The organism is Veillonella sp., assembly GCF_015058545.1.
In the GTDB taxonomy this organism is placed as follows: domain Bacteria; phylum Bacillota; class Negativicutes; order Veillonellales; family Veillonellaceae; genus Veillonella_A.
Map to the genome: position 1 here is coordinate 1 of NZ_SVCB01000134.1, position 19,979 is coordinate 19,979.

Annotated in this window: 15 protein-coding genes; all 15 read right to left on the reverse strand. The window is 45.5% G+C overall.

The features are described from left to right. The coding region (locus tag E7204_RS08480) for an RNase H1/viroplasmin domain-containing protein (protein ID WP_295183581.1) at positions 1-256 on the reverse strand (256 nt) is incomplete at its 3' end. A gap of 29 nt (positions 257-285) precedes the next feature. After that, positions 286-774 carry a Cys-tRNA(Pro) deacylase gene (ybaK, locus tag E7204_RS08485; RefSeq protein ID WP_295183583.1) on the reverse strand — a complete coding sequence of 163 codons (489 nt, stop codon included), beginning with the start codon at positions 772-774 and terminating at the stop codon, positions 286-288. Between the two features lie 150 nt (positions 775-924). Continuing rightward, a complete protein-coding gene (locus E7204_RS08490) occupies positions 925-1,923 on the reverse strand; it encodes a nucleoid-associated protein (protein WP_127058244.1) in 999 nt (332 codons plus the stop codon). Between the two features lie 105 nt (positions 1,924-2,028). Further along, complete coding sequence (locus E7204_RS08495) at positions 2,029-2,628, reverse strand: rubredoxin-like domain-containing protein (RefSeq protein ID WP_295183588.1); 600 nt, start codon at positions 2,626-2,628, stop codon at positions 2,029-2,031. Between the two features lie 87 nt (positions 2,629-2,715). Further along, a complete protein-coding gene (locus E7204_RS08500) occupies positions 2,716-3,636 on the reverse strand; it encodes an NAD-dependent epimerase/dehydratase family protein (protein ID WP_295183590.1) in 921 nt (306 codons plus the stop codon). Positions 3,637-3,646: 10 nt separating this feature from the next. Beyond that, entirely contained in the window at positions 3,647-4,990 is a 1,344-nt protein-coding gene (gene brnQ, locus E7204_RS08505; protein WP_295183594.1) for a branched-chain amino acid transport system II carrier protein, read from the reverse strand. 69 nt (positions 4,991-5,059) lie between these two features. Next, positions 5,060-6,895, reverse strand: a complete 1,836-nt coding sequence (gene uvrC / locus E7204_RS08510; protein WP_295183597.1) for an excinuclease ABC subunit UvrC — start codon at positions 6,893-6,895, stop codon at positions 5,060-5,062. Beyond that, positions 6,895-9,750 carry an excinuclease ABC subunit UvrA gene (gene uvrA / locus E7204_RS08515; protein WP_295183600.1) on the reverse strand — a complete coding sequence of 952 codons (2,856 nt, stop codon included), beginning with the start codon at positions 9,748-9,750 and terminating at the stop codon, positions 6,895-6,897. Before uvrA ends, uvrC begins: the two co-directional genes overlap by 1 nt. A 65-nt stretch (positions 9,751-9,815) precedes the next feature. Beyond that, the gene (gene uvrB, locus E7204_RS08520) at positions 9,816-12,041 is read right to left on the reverse strand and encodes an excinuclease ABC subunit UvrB (RefSeq protein WP_295183604.1); all 2,226 of its coding nucleotides are present in this window, start codon (positions 12,039-12,041) and stop codon (positions 9,816-9,818) included. Position 12,042: 1 nt separating this feature from the next. Further along, positions 12,043-12,489, reverse strand: coding sequence for a hypothetical protein (locus E7204_RS08525; RefSeq protein WP_295183606.1), 447 nt, complete (start codon positions 12,487-12,489; stop codon positions 12,043-12,045). Continuing rightward, positions 12,482-13,426, reverse strand: a complete 945-nt coding sequence (gene ftsY, locus E7204_RS08530) for a signal recognition particle-docking protein FtsY (protein WP_156704582.1) — start codon at positions 13,424-13,426, stop codon at positions 12,482-12,484. The genes E7204_RS08525 and ftsY overlap by 8 nt, the downstream gene beginning before the upstream one ends. Further along, positions 13,423-16,977 (reverse strand): chromosome segregation protein SMC, encoded by a 3,555-nt coding sequence (gene smc, locus E7204_RS08535; RefSeq protein WP_295183610.1) that lies wholly within the window; start codon positions 16,975-16,977, stop codon positions 13,423-13,425. Before smc ends, ftsY begins: the two co-directional genes overlap by 4 nt. A 60-nt stretch (positions 16,978-17,037) precedes the next feature. Next, on the reverse strand, positions 17,038-18,153 hold the full coding sequence (locus E7204_RS08540) for a radical SAM protein (protein WP_295183613.1): 1,116 nt from the start codon (positions 18,151-18,153) through the stop codon (positions 17,038-17,040). A gap of 170 nt (positions 18,154-18,323) precedes the next feature. Continuing rightward, complete coding sequence (gene rnc / locus E7204_RS08545) at positions 18,324-19,085, reverse strand: ribonuclease III (RefSeq protein WP_295183616.1); 762 nt, start codon at positions 19,083-19,085, stop codon at positions 18,324-18,326. Then, positions 19,086-19,979 (reverse strand): beta-ketoacyl-ACP synthase II (locus tag E7204_RS08550; RefSeq protein WP_295183619.1); only part of this gene is annotated, 894 nt, incomplete at its 5' end.

Sequence of the window (19,979 nt, forward strand, 5' to 3'; positions counted from 1 at the left end):
CAACGCCCGTACCGGTGACTCTACGACGACGCGGCGTACGGCGCTGACTGGCCTTGGCGGTAGCTAAATATTCTTCCATGGACATGCCTTTAATAGGCGCAATATCTTCCTCCATAAAAGCTTCCGCTTCCTGTTTTGACATAAAAGATTTGTAAATGGCACCACCATAGCCCTTTACCTGGCGTTCACAAGCCGCCCAAGAATCATAAATTCCCCGCACTCTCCCCTCTCTTACGGCATAATACTTTTTACCCATATAAGCTCCTTGTTCTAGAATAACTGCAATCAGTTCATCGTTAACGGTTCGAAATGAGCATTTACTACTGTCTGTAAGTCCTTTGGATTAACTTTAATCTGCATGCCACGCAAACCGGCACTTACATAAATCTGATCAAACGTTGCCATGGTCGCATCAAAATAGGTGGGAAACAATTTCTTCATTCCCACCGGCGAACAACCGCCCCGCAAATAACCGGTAAGCCCCAATAAATCCTTCACCGCAATAAGCTCAACTGATTTATTGCCACTCACTCGTGCCGCCTGTTTTAAATCCAACTCAGCAGCAACGGGAATACAAAACACAACCGGCCCCGTTACATTGCCTTTCCCCACCAATGTTTTGAAAACCTGTGCTTCCGGTAAATGCAGTTCTTCTGCTACATGAACGCCTGCACCGCGCCCTTCTTCCCATTCATAGGCCAATACTTCATAACCGATTTTATGCGTGTCCAGCATGCGCATAGCATTTGTTTTTTTATGCTCTTTCTTACTCACGATCATCGTTCCTTTTTTATTTTACTACAGTTTCATATAAAATATTACTACAAAACAGCTGAAAAACAGCTGAATATTTATGAAATTTTTCGCATTATTTATCAAATATAATTATGAATTATAATTATTTATTCAATTTTTTGCTTATTATTACTTGTTCAATATTTTATTAATGTTTTTCAGTTCTATACGCAAAGTTCCGTCAGGATTCGTCACAATTTCAATGAATTCACTGTTTTGCATATATTCAACGGGAAAACTAATCTCAATTCCCGTATCAGTTTTAATTTTATGCTTTTCTCCTACCTTGGCGGCAAATTCCCGATTTACCGGCAAAGGTCGTAACATATCTTGCTCTGCCAACGCTTTTTTCGCTGCTTCTTTTTGTTGCGGCTGATTGGCAAATACCGTATCTACAATAGTTTCCGGATTCAACGTATCGGATACTTCCGCATTTTTGGAAATCATGGAGCGAACCTTAACCAGCTCTTCCACACCATCCCCCTCATGGGCTTTTGCTACCTTATCTACGATGCGTCTCACTTTGGCCACCGTATCACGGGATGACGGATTCGTACCGATTTGCAAAACTTTATCCCCTAAAATATAAACGGCTTCACCGTCATATTCACCTTTTGGTTCAAACAGACGCACCGAAAAATCCTCTAAATCAATCGCACAAAATGAGCGAAGCTTTTGGGTCGGACTCGGTAACACCGCTCGATTCGGAATCAATTCCGTAGTCAAAGTGCCGTCTTCTTCATTGAAAAGTTGGTGCGTATAAGCATCATGAGCCTGACATAGGAGAATGCATAAATAGCGATGATTTTCAGCCGCTTCACAGATAATCGTATCAATAATAACCGGATCCGTCGCCTGTTTCATATAATTGAACATCGTTTCGCCCAATTCCTTGCCTAAGGTAGTAATATCGGTAAGACCGTCGCGATATTGCACCAACATTTGACCTAATTTACTTGTCTCATTTAAATAGCCCGTTCTAAGCCCCGGATCTTTAATCCCCTTAGTTACGTGGGCACTAACATAGTCCTGTAAAGCTTCCTCGCCCATATTCAGTTCATTTTCCGAATAGACTGCTAAGGAAGATGAAAAATCAAGAATTTGTAATACAGCCCGATTGATTTGCATATTTGCTCCTTAGTGGATAAAAAAGTGTCTTGCCTCGCATTTAACAACACGAAAACAAGACACTCCAACGATATTTAATGCATTTTGCAATGCATATGATTAAGTTTAGCCTTGTACGTATGGTCCGAATAAACCGGCAAACAAGTGAGAACCTTTTTTGCCCAAAATAGCGGCACAAAGCGATGCTAAAGCACCTATAACGGCAATAACCAGTGCATTGCCGGCGGTGACATTATACGAATATGCCACATAGGCCTGTATCAGCGTCAGGGCGAAATACACTATGGATAAGTAGATTTTGAATTTTAAAACAGGTGCTGTCGTTGTTTTATAACGAAGTTTACCACCGATATAACCGGAAATACCACCGATTAATACCAATAAAGGCATTACGAGGCAAACCATCATGGCGAAATCGAATAAACGATAGCCCAAGCTGTAAGGCACGAGTAAACCTAAAATAGGCAATCCCACAGTTAAAGCGGAACCGGCAATCGGAAAATGAACTGCAATCGGATGTAAATGTAAATCCAATAAACGTTTACGGGTTGGATTCAATTTGCGTGGTGTGTATTCAGCCCAAACGGTTTTAGGAAAGCCGCAAGCCGGGCATGGTTTATCTGCATTATCGGCCGTTTCGATATAGCCGCACACACGACAAATTATATACTGAATCTTTTTCTCTTCTTGTTTTTTTGTTTCCATGTCAATCTCCTCACAAGAACAACTACTTCTCTTCCCATTGTACCATAATCTCTATTTATTCGACTACAGTAAATCACTCATTAATAATTACTTTTTATTATGAAAGTATTCATAGGTCGTTGTCAAGCCTTTATCTAATTCAATACTAGCTGATAAACCTAAATCATTTATCATTTTTTTTGTACTTAATAACGAGTGTTTGATATCCCCTTGCCGTGCCTCTTCGTAGTGCACGTTAAACTCATGGTCCACAATTTTTTTAAATTGTGCCACCAATTCATTCAGCGAAGTACCTATCTCGGTACTTACATTGATAACACCGATAAGATCCGGTTTGTTCAAAGCCGCCATATTAGCTGCCACTACATCGTCTACATAGACGAAATCGCGGGTTTGTTCACCGTCACCGAATATACTTATATCTTTATGAGCCTGTAAACGTTCACAAAAAATACTGATTACGCCGCCTTCACCACCATTGCCCTGCCGCGGACCGTACACATTGGCATAGCGAAAACAGATGTAAGGTAAGCCGAAAGCTTCATGATAAATGCGCAGATAACTTTCCGTCGTCAATTTGGTAAGCCCGTAAAACGAGGATGGCTGCCCCGTCATCGTTTCCGTAAGCGGCAATGTATCGAGATCGCCATATACGGCGGCTGACGAAGGCATGATGATTTTTTTAACGCCTACGCTGCGGCAAGCATTAAGCACATTGATAAGCCCCAATAAATTGACATCACAATCAAATGCGGGATCTTTCATAGACTCAGGCACCATTGTCTGAGCGGCTTCATGAAATACATAATCCGGTTTAAACTCAGCCAATTTAGCTGTAAGTTCTTTATCGCGAATATCCATTTCCACAAAGTCAGCCTTAGGATTTACAAAGTCTCGACAACCGGTACTTAAATTATCTATAACCATTACCTTGTGCCCTTCATTAATGAGAGCATCTACAAGATGGGAACCGATAAAACCGGCTCCGCCGGTCACGCAAATATTCATTACCCTAACCTCACTTAGTTTTTACAACTGCTATATAAATAAGTCCCAATACAAAGCCGATAGCAGACGGCACTACCCAGCCCATGCCTAAATCAAAGAACGGCAACAGCTTATATAAGCCTACAGTTTGCTGTACCCAAGCCGCTTCACTTAAAAATGCAGGCAAAGTATTGAGCGCATCGCCTATAGCCGCAATCAAGGCAAATACTGTAGTGATAAAATATACAGCCTGGCGACCGTTGAAAAGCGGTGCCAAGAATGTTAACAAAATAATGGTAATCGTCAACGGATACAATAGCATCAAAATAGGAATCGCCAGCGATATAATCTGAGTTAACCCTACATTCCCGATTAAGAAGGAAATAATCGCAAATGCATAGGCATATTTTTTATAGCTGATGGAATTCGGGAACAAATCGACAAATGTTTCCGAACAGGAACAAATAAGTCCCACCGCCGTTTTCAAACAAGCCAAGGTAACGGTAATCGCCAGTAATACGGCACCGATTGGTCCGAAATAATAATGGGCAATTTGTGCCAACGCAATACCGCCATTAGCGGATAAAGCGAAAACGCCAAGACTGGATGCGCCCACGTAAGCTAAGAATGCATAGATAATAACCATCAATACGACGGCCACAATACCGGCTTTAACCATACCGGCGGCAATATCTTTCGGTTCCGTAACGCCTACACTCTGCAAAGCACGAACAACGATAATACCGAAGGCTAAGGCTGCCAACGCATCCATGGTGTTATAACCTTCCGTAAAGCCTTTGAAGAACGGCATGGTCAAATAATCACCGCTCACCGGTGCCGTCGCCACGGAGCCCATTGGATTAATCAAGGCCACTACCAAGAGAATAGCCAAGAAGATTAAGAACAACGGATTTAAAATTTTACCGATGTAGGTCATTAACTTACCCGGGTTCATGGAGAAAAACAGGCCCAAGACGAAGAACACAAAGGTAAAGGCCGCCAAGGCTACCGTCTGCATATCATCACCGATATACGGTGCCAAACCGATTTGGTAAGAAACCGTGGCCGTACGCGGTAAAGCAAAAGCCGGACCTATGGTTAAATATAAAAGAATCGTAAATAATTTCGCATAGGTCGGATGTACGCGAGATGCCAAATCAAATAAACCGTTACTCCGCGAAATACCGATAGCAACAACACCTAAGAACGGCAAGCCAATGGCCGTAATCAGAAAACCTACCGTAGCCGGCCACATGTCGGCCCCCGCTTCCTGCCCCATATGAACCGGGAAAATCAAATTCCCTGCGCCGAAGAACATACCGAACAACATTGAGCCAATAACAATGGCGGAACTTAAAGATAATTTCCCCTGCAAAATAATACCCTCCTACCGAATGGTGTTAACCATTACACTACATAAAATTAATAAATCCGCTACAACTCCTTAGCGATCTCCTTCAATGGTAGCACGCTTTTCATCTTTAGACAAACGGAAAAATCGATACACTTCAGCCGCCGTTTTTTGATTCATTCCCGGCACGGCTGCCAATTCTTCTTCCGTAGCGGCCTTAATACCTTCTAAATTACCGAAAGCCTGCCACAATGCTTTACGCCGTTTTGGGCCGATACCTTCAATATGGTCCAGAATCGACTCCAAATTGCGCTTACCGCGTAATTTACGATGATACGTAATGGCGAAGCGATGAGCTTCGTCACGAATTTGTTGCAATAACTGCAATTCCGGCGAATGATGGGACAATATGATACTTTCCGACTGACCTTCCACAAAAACTTCTTCAATTCGTTTAGCCAGCGAAATAACCGGCACATCCGTCACACCGACGGCTCTGATTAAAGGCAAGGCTGCATTGAGCTGTCCCTTACCGCCATCGATGATAATTAAATCCGGCATGGGCCAATCCGTTTCATTGCCGTAACGGCGTTCCATAATTTCCGCCATGGATTTAAAATCATCCGGTTTTCCCTGAACCGTTTTTAATTTGAAACGACGATATTCTTTTTTAGCCGGTTTACCGTCTTCAAAAACAACCATGGACGCCACTGTTTCACTGCCCTGTGTATGAGATATATCAAAGCATTCCATACGTTCCGGGAGGCGTGGCAAATCGAGGACTTCCGCCAATTTCTTAACGGCACCGCCGCTCTTATCGAGGTCATACTGCCATTGACGACGACGCTCTTCCAGGAAGTTTTGAGCGTTTTCAGCCGCCATTTTAATTAAATCATGCTTATAACCGCGTTGCGGCACGGAAACCTCAACATTTTGGCCCTTCATTTCGGTAAACCACTGTACAAAGAGTTCCCGTTCTTCCGTTTCATAAGGCAACAATACTTCTTTCGGCACAAAGGTGGTGCCGCCATAGTATTGTTTTATAAATTCCGTCATAACCGTAGCGGCGTCATCACCTTCATTTTTAATGAAAAAGTTTTCACGCCCCAACATACGGCCGGAACGGATGAAAAAGACCTGCACACAGGCCATGAGACCTTCCATGGCGATACCGACTACGTCAATATCACCGCGTTGAGTTACCATGCGCTGTTTTTCACGAAGCTTTTCCAAGGCCTGCAATTGATCGCGCAGTTGAGCCGCTTTTTCAAAATCAAGTTCTTCCGCTGCCGCTTCCATTTGTTGCTTCAATTCCCCTAAAAGAGGAATCGGTTTACCCTCCAATACCTGTACGATTTGATCGATATAGGAGCGGTATTTTTCCGGTGATACTAAGCCTTGGCAAGGAGCCTCACAATAACCCAAATGATACTGCAAGCATGGCCGCGGTACATTCATATTTGAACAAGTGCGCAAAGGGAAATGACGGCGGAACAATTTTAAAGTCTGATGTACGGCCGTCACATCCGTAAACGGTCCAAAATACTTGGCTCCGTCGCGTACCATGCGGCGCACCATAAGCACCCGCGGATATTCTTCCTGCACTGTCACCTTCACATAGGGATAGGTCTTATCATCGCGAAGCATAATATTATACTTCGGATGATGTTCCTTAATGAGCGTATTTTCCAAAATTAACGCTTCCATTTCCGTCTTGGTCTGAATGACTTCCACGTCAACGGCGCGCCGCATCATGGCCGTTACCTTAGGTGCCCGATTGATGTCATTGCGCACATAGGAACGGACGCGATTGCGCAGATTTATGGCTTTCCCCACATAAATGATACGTTTATATTGGTCCCGCCATAAATAGACACCCGGCGTGGTCGGCAAATGGCTGATTTTCTCCAATACTTCTTCCGTTACCATTACTTACCTGCTTTCTTGGCTTCATCCATAAATCGTTTTGTTTTTGCCAACACCGGCCCTAAGAATTTGCCGGTATAACTGTCTTCCATTTTGGCAATTTGTTCCGGCGTACCGGTACCGACGATGGTACCACCCCGAACGCCCCCTTCAGGGCCTAAATCGATAATATGGTCCGCCGTTTTAATGACGTCCAGATTATGCTCGATAACAACCACCGTATCGCCTGCATCGACAAGTTTTTGTAAAACATCCAGGAGTTTGCGTATATCTTCCGCATGCAAGCCCGTTGTCGGTTCATCCAGGATATATAAAGTCTTACCCGTACTGCGACGAGCCAATTCGGTAGCCAGTTTTACACGCTGCGCTTCACCGCCGGACAAGGTTGTGGCCGGCTGGCCCAAACGAATATAACCTAAACCTACCTGTTGTAAAGTTTCAAGCTTGCGATGGATTTTCGGAATGGATTTGAAAAATTCCACCGCATCATCCACTACCATATCAAGTACATCGGCAATGGATTTACCCTTATATTTAACTTCCAACGTTTCCCGATTATAACGATCCCCTTTGCAGACTTCACAAGGCACGTACACATCGGGCAGGAAATGCATTTCAATTTTGATAATACCGTCACCACGGCAAGCTTCACAGCGACCGCCACGGACGTTAAAGCTGAAACGCCCTTGTTTGTAGCCGCGCATTTTTGCCTCCGGCGTCTGGCTGTACAATTCACGAATCGAATCGAATACACCCGTATAGGTAGCCGGATTGGAACGCGGTGTGCGCCCGATCGGACTTTGGTCGATGTTGATGATTTTGTCGATATTTTCAGTGCCGCGAATCTCTTTATGGGCCCCTACCTTATGATAAGAACGATAAAGATGATTAGCCATGCCCTTATACAAAATCTCGTTGATTAAGGTGGATTTACCGGAGCCGCTCACACCGGTTACGACGGTGAAAACGCCCAGTGGGAATTTTACATTAATATTCTTTAAGTTATTTTCCGAGGCACCGCGAATTTCCAACACATTGCCGTTGGACTTGCGTCTGGTTTCCGGCAACGGTATAAATTTACGACCGCTCAAATATTGCCCCGTAATGGAATTCTCATTAGCCATCACTTCCTGAGCCGTCCCTTGCGCAATAATTTCACCGCCGTGCTCGCCGGCGCCCGGTCCGATATCTACCAAATAGTCGGCCGCCAACATGGTGTCTTCGTCATGTTCCACCACCAATAAGGTATTCCCGAGGTCACGCAGGCCCTTTAAAGTCTCGATTAAGCGATCATTATCGCGTTGATGGAGACCAATGGACGGTTCATCGAGGATGTATAAAACGCCTACCAAGCCTGAACCGATTTGCGTAGCCAAGCGAATACGCTGAGCTTCACCACCCGACAACGTACCGGCATTACGATTCATAATGAGATAATCGAGGCCCACATTATTGAGGAACATGAGGCGTGCTTTGATTTCTTTTAAAATCTGGTTACCGATAAACTGTTCGCGCTCCGTAAGCGGCACCGTATCAAAGAAGTTCACCGCATCACTGATAGTGAGTTGCGTCACTTCATTAATATTTTTATCGCCTACGCGCACGGCCAAAGCTTCCGGTTTTAAGCGGGCACCGCCGCAAGTTTTACAAGGTTTAATGGACATGAATTCTTCAAAAGCTTCGCGCATGGAGTCTGTTGTGGCTTCGCTGTGACGGCGTTTTACCATAGGCAAAATGCCTTCGTACTCCGTGTGGAATGTCTTTACTTCACCGCGCATATTTTCATATTCGAAGGTAACTTTATCGGTACTGCCGTTCATCACCATCTGTTGTAATTTCTTCGGTAGTTCATTATACGTAGCCGATAAATCATAGCCAGGAGCCTTCAATAAACCTTCCAATTGACGCATAAACCATGCATTCGGATTGGAACTTAAAGGCAATACGGCGCCGTCCGCAAAGGACACATCGCCATCGGGAATTACCCGTTCTTCGTCCACTTCCATGGTGCTGCCGATACCCAAGCAGGCCGGACAAGCACCGAAGGGGCTGTTGAAGGAGAACATACGCGGCTCAATAGCCGGTAATGAAATATGGCAATCGGGACAGGCAAAATGCTGACTGTACATGTGTGACGGTCCGTCCACTTCCTGCACCACCACAATCCCTTCGCCCCATTTGGCAGCCGTTTCCATAGAGTCGGCAAGACGACTTTCAATGCCTTCTTTCACTACCAAACGGTCAATGACGATTTCTATATCATGCTTTTTAGTCTTCGCCAATTCAATATCTTCGTCCAGCGTACGGATTTCACCATCTACGCGAACGCGGGCAAACCCTTCTTTGCGAAGACGTTCCAATAATTGCTTGTGTTCCCCTTTTTTGCCACGTAATATAGGAGCCATAATGAGCAATTTAGTACGTTCCGGTAAGGTCATTACGTCATCGGCCATCTGCTCGATAGATTGCTGGGTAATCGGTTTACCACACTGCGGACAAAAGGCATGGCCCACACGAGCAAACAATAAACGAAGATAGTCATATATTTCCGTCACGGTCCCCACCGTAGAGCGAGGATTGCGACTGGTTGTTTTCTGGTCGATAGAGATGGCCGGTGACAAACCTTCAATATAATCCACATCCGGTTTATCCATTTGGCCCAAAAATTGACGGGCGTAGGCCGACAAGGATTCTACATAGCGTCGCTGCCCTTCCGCATAAATCGTATCGAAAGCGAGCGACGATTTGCCGGACCCGCTGAGCCCGGTAATGACAATAAACTTGTCCCGTGGCAAGGCCACATCTATATTCTTAAGGTTATGCTGACGCGCCCCTTTTACTATAATTTGTTCTTTCACGATAACCTCCCGATTATCAACTAGACGGACAAATAGGCAAGACAGAATGCCTTGCCCAAAAGGTCCTATTTTTTACGACGAACATCCTGTAAATCAGACAATTGCTGTCTTAAAATACCAAGTTCATCTCGAAGTTCAGCTGCTTTTTCGAATTCAAGCTGTTTAGCCGCTGCCTTCATGAGACGAGTCGTTTCTTCAATCTTATTAAATACATCTTCCACGGTTAATTCCGGTGTTGCTTCATAAGTACCGGTGCCATCAGCCACAGCTTGTACACCCTTGGCCTTGCCGGTCGTTTTGGCACCGCCTTTATTACCCGCTTTAGCACCCGCTTTGGCAGTACGACCTTTTTTAGCGGACGCAACAGCCGCTGCGCCGTCATCGTAGCCATCGTTTTTGCCACGACCGGCACGCTTAGCACTACCGGCTTTACTGGTAGCCTCTTCTTCTTCCAATTTAGTCAATTCAATCAATTCTTTAACTTCTTTGTGAATCGATTTTGGCGTAATATTGTGTTCCTTATTATAGGAATCCTGTACTTCACGACGACGTTCCGTTTCCGTAATGGCTCTATCCATAGAACCTGTAATGCGATCCGCATACATAATAACGCGACCGTTTTCATTACGCGCCGCACGGCCGATAGTCTGAATAAGCGACGTATCACTGCGCAAAAAGCCTTCCTTATCCGCATCAAGAATGGCCACTAAGGAAACTTCCGGCATATCTAGGCCTTCACGAAGTAAGTTAATCCCTACCAGCACGTCAAATACGCCGGCTCGCAGGTCGCGGATAATGTCGGCACGCTCAATGGTGGCAATATCGGAATGGAGGTAACGCACGCGAATCCCCACTTCTTTAAGGAATTCCGTTAAATCTTCCGCCATTTTCTTCGTCAATGTCGTTACGAGGACACGCTCATTTTTAGCGGCACGAATTTTAATTTCCCCTAGCAAATCATCCATCTGCCCTTTAATGGGACGCACTTCAATGAGCGGATCCAATAAGCCCGTAGGGCGAATAATCTGTTCCGCAATATTGGTTTGCACTTCCATTTCATACGGTCCCGGCGTAGCCGATACGTAGACAATCTGATTAATTCGCTCTTGAAATTCTTCAAACTTCAACGGACGGTTGTCCAAAGCAGATGGTAATCGGAAACCATATTCGATTAAGTTTTCTTTCCGAGCCCGGTCACCATTATACATGGCTCGCAATTGCGGAATCGTAACATGGGATTCGTCAATGAGAATCAAAAAGTCATCCGGGAAATAATCAATTAACGTATACGGTGCTTCCCCCGGCTTACGATTGGATAAAAGGCGGGAGTAGTTTTCGATGCCTGAGCAATAGCCCATTTCCTGCATCATTTCAATATCGTAACGAGTTCGCTGCTCTAAGCGTTGCGCTTCCAATAAACGGTCCCGTGATTTTAGGAATTCCAACTGTTCCGCCAATTCTGTTTCAATACGCTCAATGGCGAGTTGCAATTTTTCCCGGGTCGTTACATAGTGAGAAGCCGGATAAATAGCCACATGCTTGCGATCGGCAATGACTTCACCGGTCAATACATCCACTTCGGACAAACGGTCGATTTCATCGCCGAATAACTCAATGCGAACTACCCGTTCACTGTTGGCTGCCGGAAACACTTCAATGGTGTCGCCATGGACACGGAAAGTACCACGGGTGAAATTAATATCATTGCGACTGTATTGAATATCCACCAGTTTTTTCAAAATATCCTCACGACTTCGTTCTTGCCCCAAACGCAAGGATACAACTAGGTCGCTATAGTCTTCCGGGTCACCTAAGCCGTAAATACAGCTTACGGAGGCCACAATAATCACGTCCCGTCGCTCAAACAAACTCATGGTGGCGGAGTGACGCAATTTATCGATTTCATCGTTAATGGATGCATCTTTTTCAATGTATGTATCGGTTGACGCAATATATGCTTCCGGTTGATAAAAATCATAATAAGACACAAAATATTCCACCGCATTATTGGGAAAGAAGCTTTTAAACTCGCTGCATAATTGCGCCGCCAAGGTTTTATTGTGAGCAATTACCAAAGTCGGTTTTTGCACACCTTCAATTAACTTGGCCATGGTATAGGTTTTACCCGTACCGGTAGCCCCCAACAGAACCTGCGCCCAGTCGCCGTTATTGACGCCCTGTACCAACGATTGAATCGCTGCCGGCTGATCGCCCATTGGTTCAAAAGGTGCTTCAACCTTAAAAGGAGTCATATTACCTTCGTAATTACGATGAATATGTGGATGTGCCATATTATTTACCTTCTTCACGCATGAGGCGCTCTGCTTCGGCCTGAGCCATAGCCGCTTCTTCCGCTCTCACCTGTTCAATATGCTCTTGCAAGCGTTGTTTTTCCAATTCATTCATTTCCGTACGTTTGCCGTCAGCTTCCTGAATCGGTGTATCCACGCCTTCCAACACTTCAATCAATAGAGCTACGGCTTTTTTGTCGAGCCCTTCTTTATTGGCGATCTCAGTTGGTAAAATCCATTCTTCCGGCGTGAAATGGTCGATGCGATCATTCAACTGATTCCAATTCTGAAGCATCAAACGTGTTACCGGGCGATACATTTCATTGCCGATGTAAGCCAATAAATCGCCTAACGTATCCATTGCTTCGGATGGTGCGCCGAAATGATTCGCTATATTTTCAGCCCGTGCATAAGCTACCAACTCAGCACGACTCATTTGATTATTCATTCGTACTCATTCCTTTATCAAACAAGGCATTGGCAAATTCTTTCGCATTGAATGGCTTTAAGTCATCAATTTTTTCACCGATGCCAATCCAACGAACGGGAACCCCCAGTTCTTCTTTAATCGAAATTACGACGCCCCCTTTGGCGGTGCCGTCTAATTTAGTCACAATAATACCGGTAATCGGTACAGCCTGACCGAATAATTTAGCCTGACTAACCGCATTTTGACCGGTGGTGCCGTCCAAAATCAATAGCGTTTGATGCGGCGCCCCCGGAACCTGACGGTCTGCTACGCGGCCGATTTTCTTTAATTCTTCCATCAAATTGGTTTTTGTGTGCAGACGACCGGCTGTATCAATAATCACAATATCTGCATTACGAGCTTTCGCCGATGCCAAGGCATCGTATACCACAGCGGCCGGGTCGGCTCCTTCCTGATGCTTTACGATAGGCACGTCAGCTCGTTCCGCCCAGATTGTAAGCTGTTCGGACGCAGCGGCACGGAACGTATCGGCCGCTGCCAATACCACTTTTTTGCCCGCTTCTTTATAATAATGAGCTAATTTGGCAATAGTAGTTGTCTTCCCTACACCGTTAACACCGACTACCAAAATAACTTCCGGCGAATGCATTTCCAAAGTTTCTTCCTGTTCTTCCAGTAACTTCGTAATGTATTCTTCAATGTAGTTCATCACTTCATTGGTATGATTGATTTTGCCTTCTGTAACACCGCGGCGAATTTCTTTCATCAAAAGTTCCGTCGTCTTGCTGCCCAAATCGGCGGTAATCATAGCGACCTCCAAATCATCAAGGAAGTCATCATCGATTTTAGCATAACCGATAATTACCGTTTCAATGGCCTCGGTAAACTTCTTTTTCGTATTTTCTAAGGCATCGCCGAAGCCAAGAAATTTCTTGGTTTTATTCCAAAAACTCATTCCATATCCTCCTCTATTTCATCAAAGGCTACTGTTAACAATCGGGAAACACCTCGTTCCACCATGGTAACACCTTGTAATACCAAGGCCGCCTCCATAGTTCGTTTGCGGTGGGATACCACAATAAACTGCGTATCGTCACCCAGTCGTTGTAAATAGCTGCCAAAACGTTCTACATTGGCTTCGTCCAGCGCCGCGTCTACTTCGTCGAGGACACAGAACGGTGCCGGCCTGTAATCCAGGAAGGAGAACAGCAAGGCGATAACCGTAAGTGCCCGTTCCCCGCCGGATAAGAGCGTTAACTGTTGGCGTTTTTTCCCCGGCGGTTGAATATAAAAATCAATGCCGCTGGTTAAAATATTATCCGGATCGGTGAGTACAATCTGCGCCGTACCGCCGCCGAATAACTTGCTGAACACAGCTTGGAAACGGTCGCCCACCACTTCGAGGACTTCGCCCAGCTGTAAAGCCATGGCTTTATCAATCTCTGCAATAACCGCTTCCAACTGAGCCTTAGCCTGTTCCAAATCGGATTGTTGCGTTTCATAAAAAGCCTGTTTCGTCTGCGCCGCTTCATATTCAGCTACCGCTTCCGGGTTAACCGCGCCTAACGCATCCAGTTCAGCCCTCAATTTACCTTCTTCGAGACGCCAATCCGCTACAGCCCCTGCCGGCTGTAATGCTTGTGCTTCTTCCCGTGAAAAACCGAGTTCGCTGATTCTTTGTAAAGCCTGTTCGCTATTCATTTCATATTTTGCCAACTGACCTTCCATCTGCACCAAACGTTGTTGAACCCTTTTTTGACGGGTGTCCAAAGTTTCGCGCTCCGTAGAATAATCAGCTAACGTTCGCTGCTGTTCACTATGGGATTCATATAGCGTGTCTCGCTGCTTAGCTAATTCTGCCGTCGCCTTTGCCTGCGCTTCATAAGCTTGTTCCAAATCACTTAATTTCTGTGGTAATTCAGTATTTGCCTGCTGTTCGCGATCATCCAACTGCCTTTGTAACGGCTTCATACGCCCTATATTTTGCTCGATAGCTGCTTGCCAATCATTAATTTGCTGTTCACCATAACTTTGTTGTTGCTTTAACTGTTCATAGTCCAAACGTGCATCTTGACGAATCTGACCGGCTTCGTCCTGCGCCTTTTGACAGCGCTCCAATTCAGCGAGCGTCACGGAATTACCGCCATCAGCCTGAACCGTTTCATTCAAAGCCTTAAGGGCACTTTCCGCTTGGGCCAATATCATCGTAACACGAGCCTGTTCACCGGTCAAACGGTCCTGCTCCGCCAAATTGGCTTGCAACACCTGTTCCTTGCGCTGCTTTCGTTCCCACGTTGTTTTTAAAATTGATTCCGCCGTCAAAAGCAAGGTGTGTTGCTCATCCCAACTATTTTGTTTCGCTGCCAACTGTTCACTTAACTCGTCAAATTGTTTTTCATAGTCAGCGGCAGCTTGTTGTTTTTTTACTAACTCTGCTTGTAATACCTGCAATTTGGTATTTAACAGGCCCATCTCTTCTTTTTGAGCCATAACAGAGGCTTTACGCCGTTTGGTCACCCCACCGGCTAAAGACCCGCCCGGTTGGAATTGTTCGCCTCCCAGCGTCACTAAGCGAAGCTGTTGCTTATATTTTTTCTGTAGCGCAATAGCCTGCTCCATCGTTTCCACTACGAGGGTGCGCCCCAATAAGTAGGTGAAAACGCCACGATAAATTTCATCAAAAGTAATACAATCTACGGCACGCCCCAATACGCCCGCTTCATTGAGCGCCGGTGTATTAATGGCCTGACCGTGCACCGTTTCTAACGGTAAAAAGGTAACGCGACCGCCTTGAGTCCGTTTTAAATAGGCGATACAATCAGCGGCCGCTCGCGATGTACGCGATACGACATGGTTAATACTGCCCCCTAAGGCTATATCAAGAGCCGTAGCAAACTCCGGCTTTACCGTAAACAGGTCACCGATGGCCCCCAGCAAGTCCTGTTGCCACGGCTCCTTAGCAGCCAGGGCATTACGGGTACCATCCGCATAGCCTTCATGCTGTTCAGCCCACTGTGCCAAGAGTTGTAGACGTCCTTCCATGCGCTGCTCTTCACGGCGCCCGGTTTGAACATCCCGTTCCAACTGTTGACGAAGTTTGCGTAATTCGCCTAATGTTTGCTGCTCTTGGTCCCGTTCAGCGCGATTATCTTCCTGTTGCTTATACAAAGCTTGCTGCTTCGCTAACGCTTCAGCTTCTTCGGCACCAACCGTTTGCAATTCTTCCGTCAAAGTTGTTACCAGTTCGCCCGTTTTCGTAAGTTCCCCGTTTAGAGTTTGTAATTCTACGCGGTATTTTTCCACTTGACCGACTAACTGTAATTGTTCATCATGACGGGCCGCCACCGCTTTCTGTGCCGTTTGGAATTCACTTTGAATGCGTTGCAATTCTTGACGAACCGCTTCATAAGCTTGTTCCGCCGTCTGCAAAGCCGTTTCTTTGGCCGTCAATTCACCGGCCCCGTCGGCCAATAGTTTCTGATGAACCAATACTTTTTGCTTGTCACCGGCGATAGTCGCTTCTATTTCATGAATACGATCGCGCAACTCCTGCAGTTCTTTATCCGCATTGCGCAATTGCTCGGCCAGCACATTTTTCTCCCCTTCGAGCCGCGCCTCTTCTTTTTGAGCCTTCGCATACAATTCTTCTTGTTGCCGCAAAGCTTGTTGCTGCTCTTCGGATTTTAATTTTAACTGCTGTTCGCGCGCACCTAAACCGGCCAGTTCCGTATTGATTTCGATTTCTTCCTGCTGCAGTGCAATCTTTTCATTTTCCTGCTTAGTAAATAAACGATCCGCCACTTTATAATCATGAAACGCCAACGCCCCGTCATAGAGACGCTTCTTTTGACTTAATTCGGCATGAGCCTGTGTCTTGGCCGCCTTCTCGCGCAGCGGTTCCATTTGCTCAGCCAAATTCGCCATCAAATCGGCTACGCGCTCCATGTTGCGGTCTGTCTGCCCCATGCGGCGCAATGACTCATCTTTATTCATTTTAAAACGGGAAATACCGGCCACTTCTTCAAAAATAAGGCGGCGGTCTTCCGGTTTGCTGTTCAAAATAGCATCGACCCTATTCTGCCCGATAATGGCCATGGAATCGCGCCCTAAGCCCGTATCTGCCAGTAAGGCCTGAATATCTTTCAGGCGACAAGCTTTTTTATTGATAAAAAACTCGCTTTCACCGCTGCGATAAATACGTCTGGTCAACGCTACTTCCGCTAAATCGGGATGTAAACGCTTGTCGCTGTTATCGAACACCAAGGTTACTTCCGCAGTGCTCATGGGGCGACGTTTTTCCGTACCGGCAAAAATTATATCTTCCGCTTTTTGACCACGTAAATGGCGCACATTGGATTCGCCCAGCACCCAGCGCATGGCATCGGTAATATTACTCTTACCGCTCCCGTTAGGTCCTACGATAGCCGTCATGCCGGGTGAAAATTTTACAATTGTTTTGTCCGCAAAGGATTTAAATCCTTTTAACTCTAATCGTAAGAGTTGCATGCAAACCACCTTTCCGCGTGTCTTAAGTCACTTTAAATATATCTAATAACGTACCTTTTATTATATCACATTGTACCTAAAATTATCGATAAAAAGTAGAACATTATCCGAAAATTTGTTTGTTTTTATTTCGAACATAGCATTCGCTTTTTTAGAACCCTGTTCATACCATTGCCAAGTGCAGTTTTTATAGCATTCTGCCAAATATTTCATATTCCGTTGCTTTTCGCCGCGTACTTTTGATGTAAGTTGGCGCGGATACAGGACGGTCACCGAATGCATTGGTAAGCCCGCCGCTCTATGGTCCCGTAAGACTTTTAAAAATCGCTGTAACCACTGATAATTCGCCACCAATTCACCCATAGCCGGTTCGTAAGGACCGCCTACTAAACCGATACCCGAATCCAATTCCGGCGTGCTCTGCAACCCCGTGCGAATCACCGTGATGTGACGCTCTTCAAAATACTCTTTTAAAAAAGCGCTGTACTTTACCGCTTCTGCTACCGTTAACGGCGTGTAACGACCGGCTCTCACATCATCGGCAAGCTCCGTATCTTCAATGACGAGAACCGGATAAATGCGCACAAAATCAGGCATCAACTTCGCCACCGCGACCGCCGTATTCACTAAGGTATGCCAGTTTTCACCGGGCAACCCAGGTAATAGCTGAATACCAACGGTAAAACCATGTTCTTGCAATCGCTGAACGGCTCCCACAACCTCGGCGGACGAATGCCCCCGTTTGGCTCTCGTTAAAATAGTATCATCCATGGACTGCACGCCAATCTCAACGGTGGTCACACCATAGGCTTCTAACAACGCGATCTCCGTCTCGCCCAGCGCATCAGGACGAGTGGAACAGCGTATGGCATCAATCTCACCGTTTTGCAAGGCCTCATAGGCCGGTTCCAACAAAGAGCGTTGTAAGTCTTCCGGCAATGCGGAAAAACTTCCCCCATAGAAGGCCACTTCCCAATATTTTTCATGCCGATCGTTGCCGATATATTCGTCTATAGTAGCTTTCACATCAACCTCTGAAGCTCTTGCTCCGCCGGCGGCAATGCGATGCTGATTACAAAAGACACATTGCTGCGGACAACCTGCATGGGGTATGTAAAAAGGAATCAAACCATGAGGCTTTTTGTTAGTTATACTGTTATTTTTATGTTGGTTCATTTTTACCTACCTCATATATGACAATATAGAAACAACCGCTATAAAAGCTGTATCACCAAATTACTACTAAGTTATGAATAAATTTTATTAAACGCTTCTACCACTATACATTATATCAGAATATGAAAAAGGAGCGGATTAGCCGCTCCTCTATGTACCATATACCTGAATTAATCCTGCGTCATTCGACATGCTCGTTTCCCTATCAAATAATCAAGGGTAACTTGAGCTGCATTCTGTTCAGCTTCTTTTTTGCTTTTGCCGGTACCGGAACCATAGGCCTTGCCTTCAATCCGCACTTCCATACAGAAGATTTTGTCATGATCGGGTCCCGATTCACTTAATAAGGTGTAGACAATTTGTTTTTCGCCTTCCTGTTGCACATATTCCTGCAACATGGTTTTATAATCCTTACCAAGCTTACCGTCTTTCGCTTTTTCCAGATATCCTTGCAAATGACTCAATACGAACTGTGCCGTTACTTCATAGGAAGTGTTTACATATAAAGCTCCGATAACGGCTTCAAAGGTATCTGCTAAAATAGACGCCCGTTCCCGGCCGCCCGAAGTCGCTTCGCCTCGGCCAAGCAATAAATAATTACCAAAATGTAATTTAGAACTACATGTAGCCAACGAGGTTTCGCAAACAGTTGCTGCCTTTATTTTTGTCAGTTCACCCTCAGTCATTTGAGGATATGTTTTAAACAGATACTCGCCAATGATTAAGTCCAAAACGGCATCGCCCAAAAATTCCAGACGTTCGTTATGCTTAACGCGAGCTGCTCTATTTTCATTTGCATAAGACGTATGCGTAAACGCTCTGTCGAGCAAATTTATATCTGTCAAAGGGATACGCAAACGCGCCACAAGCTCTCGAAGCGCTGCTTCGCGAGCTTGGTGCGAGATTGTCTTATGAGTCTTACGGCCCTTCAATTAGTCCTCGTAACGACGTACAAGTAATGTTGCATTATGACCGCCAAAACCGAAGGAATTGGATAATGCGCAATTTACTTTCAATTCACGAGCCCCTTCTTTAACATAATCCAAGTCGAGTTCAGGATCCGGATTAGTCAAGTTGATGGTTGGGTGAATTTTACCGGTTTCAATAGCCATAGCCATAACGATGGCTTCAATAGCACCGGCTGCGCCCAATAAATGGCCTGTCATGGATTTAGTGGAGTTAACTGCCAATGTTTTAGCATGATCACCAAATAATTCCTTAATAGCCATAGTTTCGTTTTTGTCGTTAAGACCTGTAGAAGTACCATGAGCATTGATATAGTTGATTTCACTAGGATCGATGCCTGCATCTTTGATGGCCAATTCCATACATTTACGAGCTTGTAAGCCGCCCGGAGCCGGAGCTGTAATGTGATAAGCATCACCATTGCTGCCGTAACCGATAACTTCGGCGTAAATATGAGCACCGCGCGCTTTAGCGTGTTCTAATTCTTCAAGCACAACGATACCGGCGCCTTCACCCATAACGAAACCATCGCGATCGGCGTCAAACGGACGGGATGCTTTTTCAGGTTCATCATTGCGGGTAGACATAGCTTTCATAGCTGCGAAACCGGCTACTGCTGCCGGAGATACAGCTGCTTCAGTACCGCCGGCAAACATAATGTCAGCGTCACCGCGAGCTACGATGCGGAATGCATCACCAATGGAATTAGTACCGGATGCACAAGCTGTAATATCCGTAATAGCGGGACCACGAAGACCAAGTTCGATGGACACACGACCGGATACCATGTTAGCAATCATCATAGGTACTGCAAAAGGACTTACACGATTAGGTCCTTTTTGGAATAATGTAACATAAAC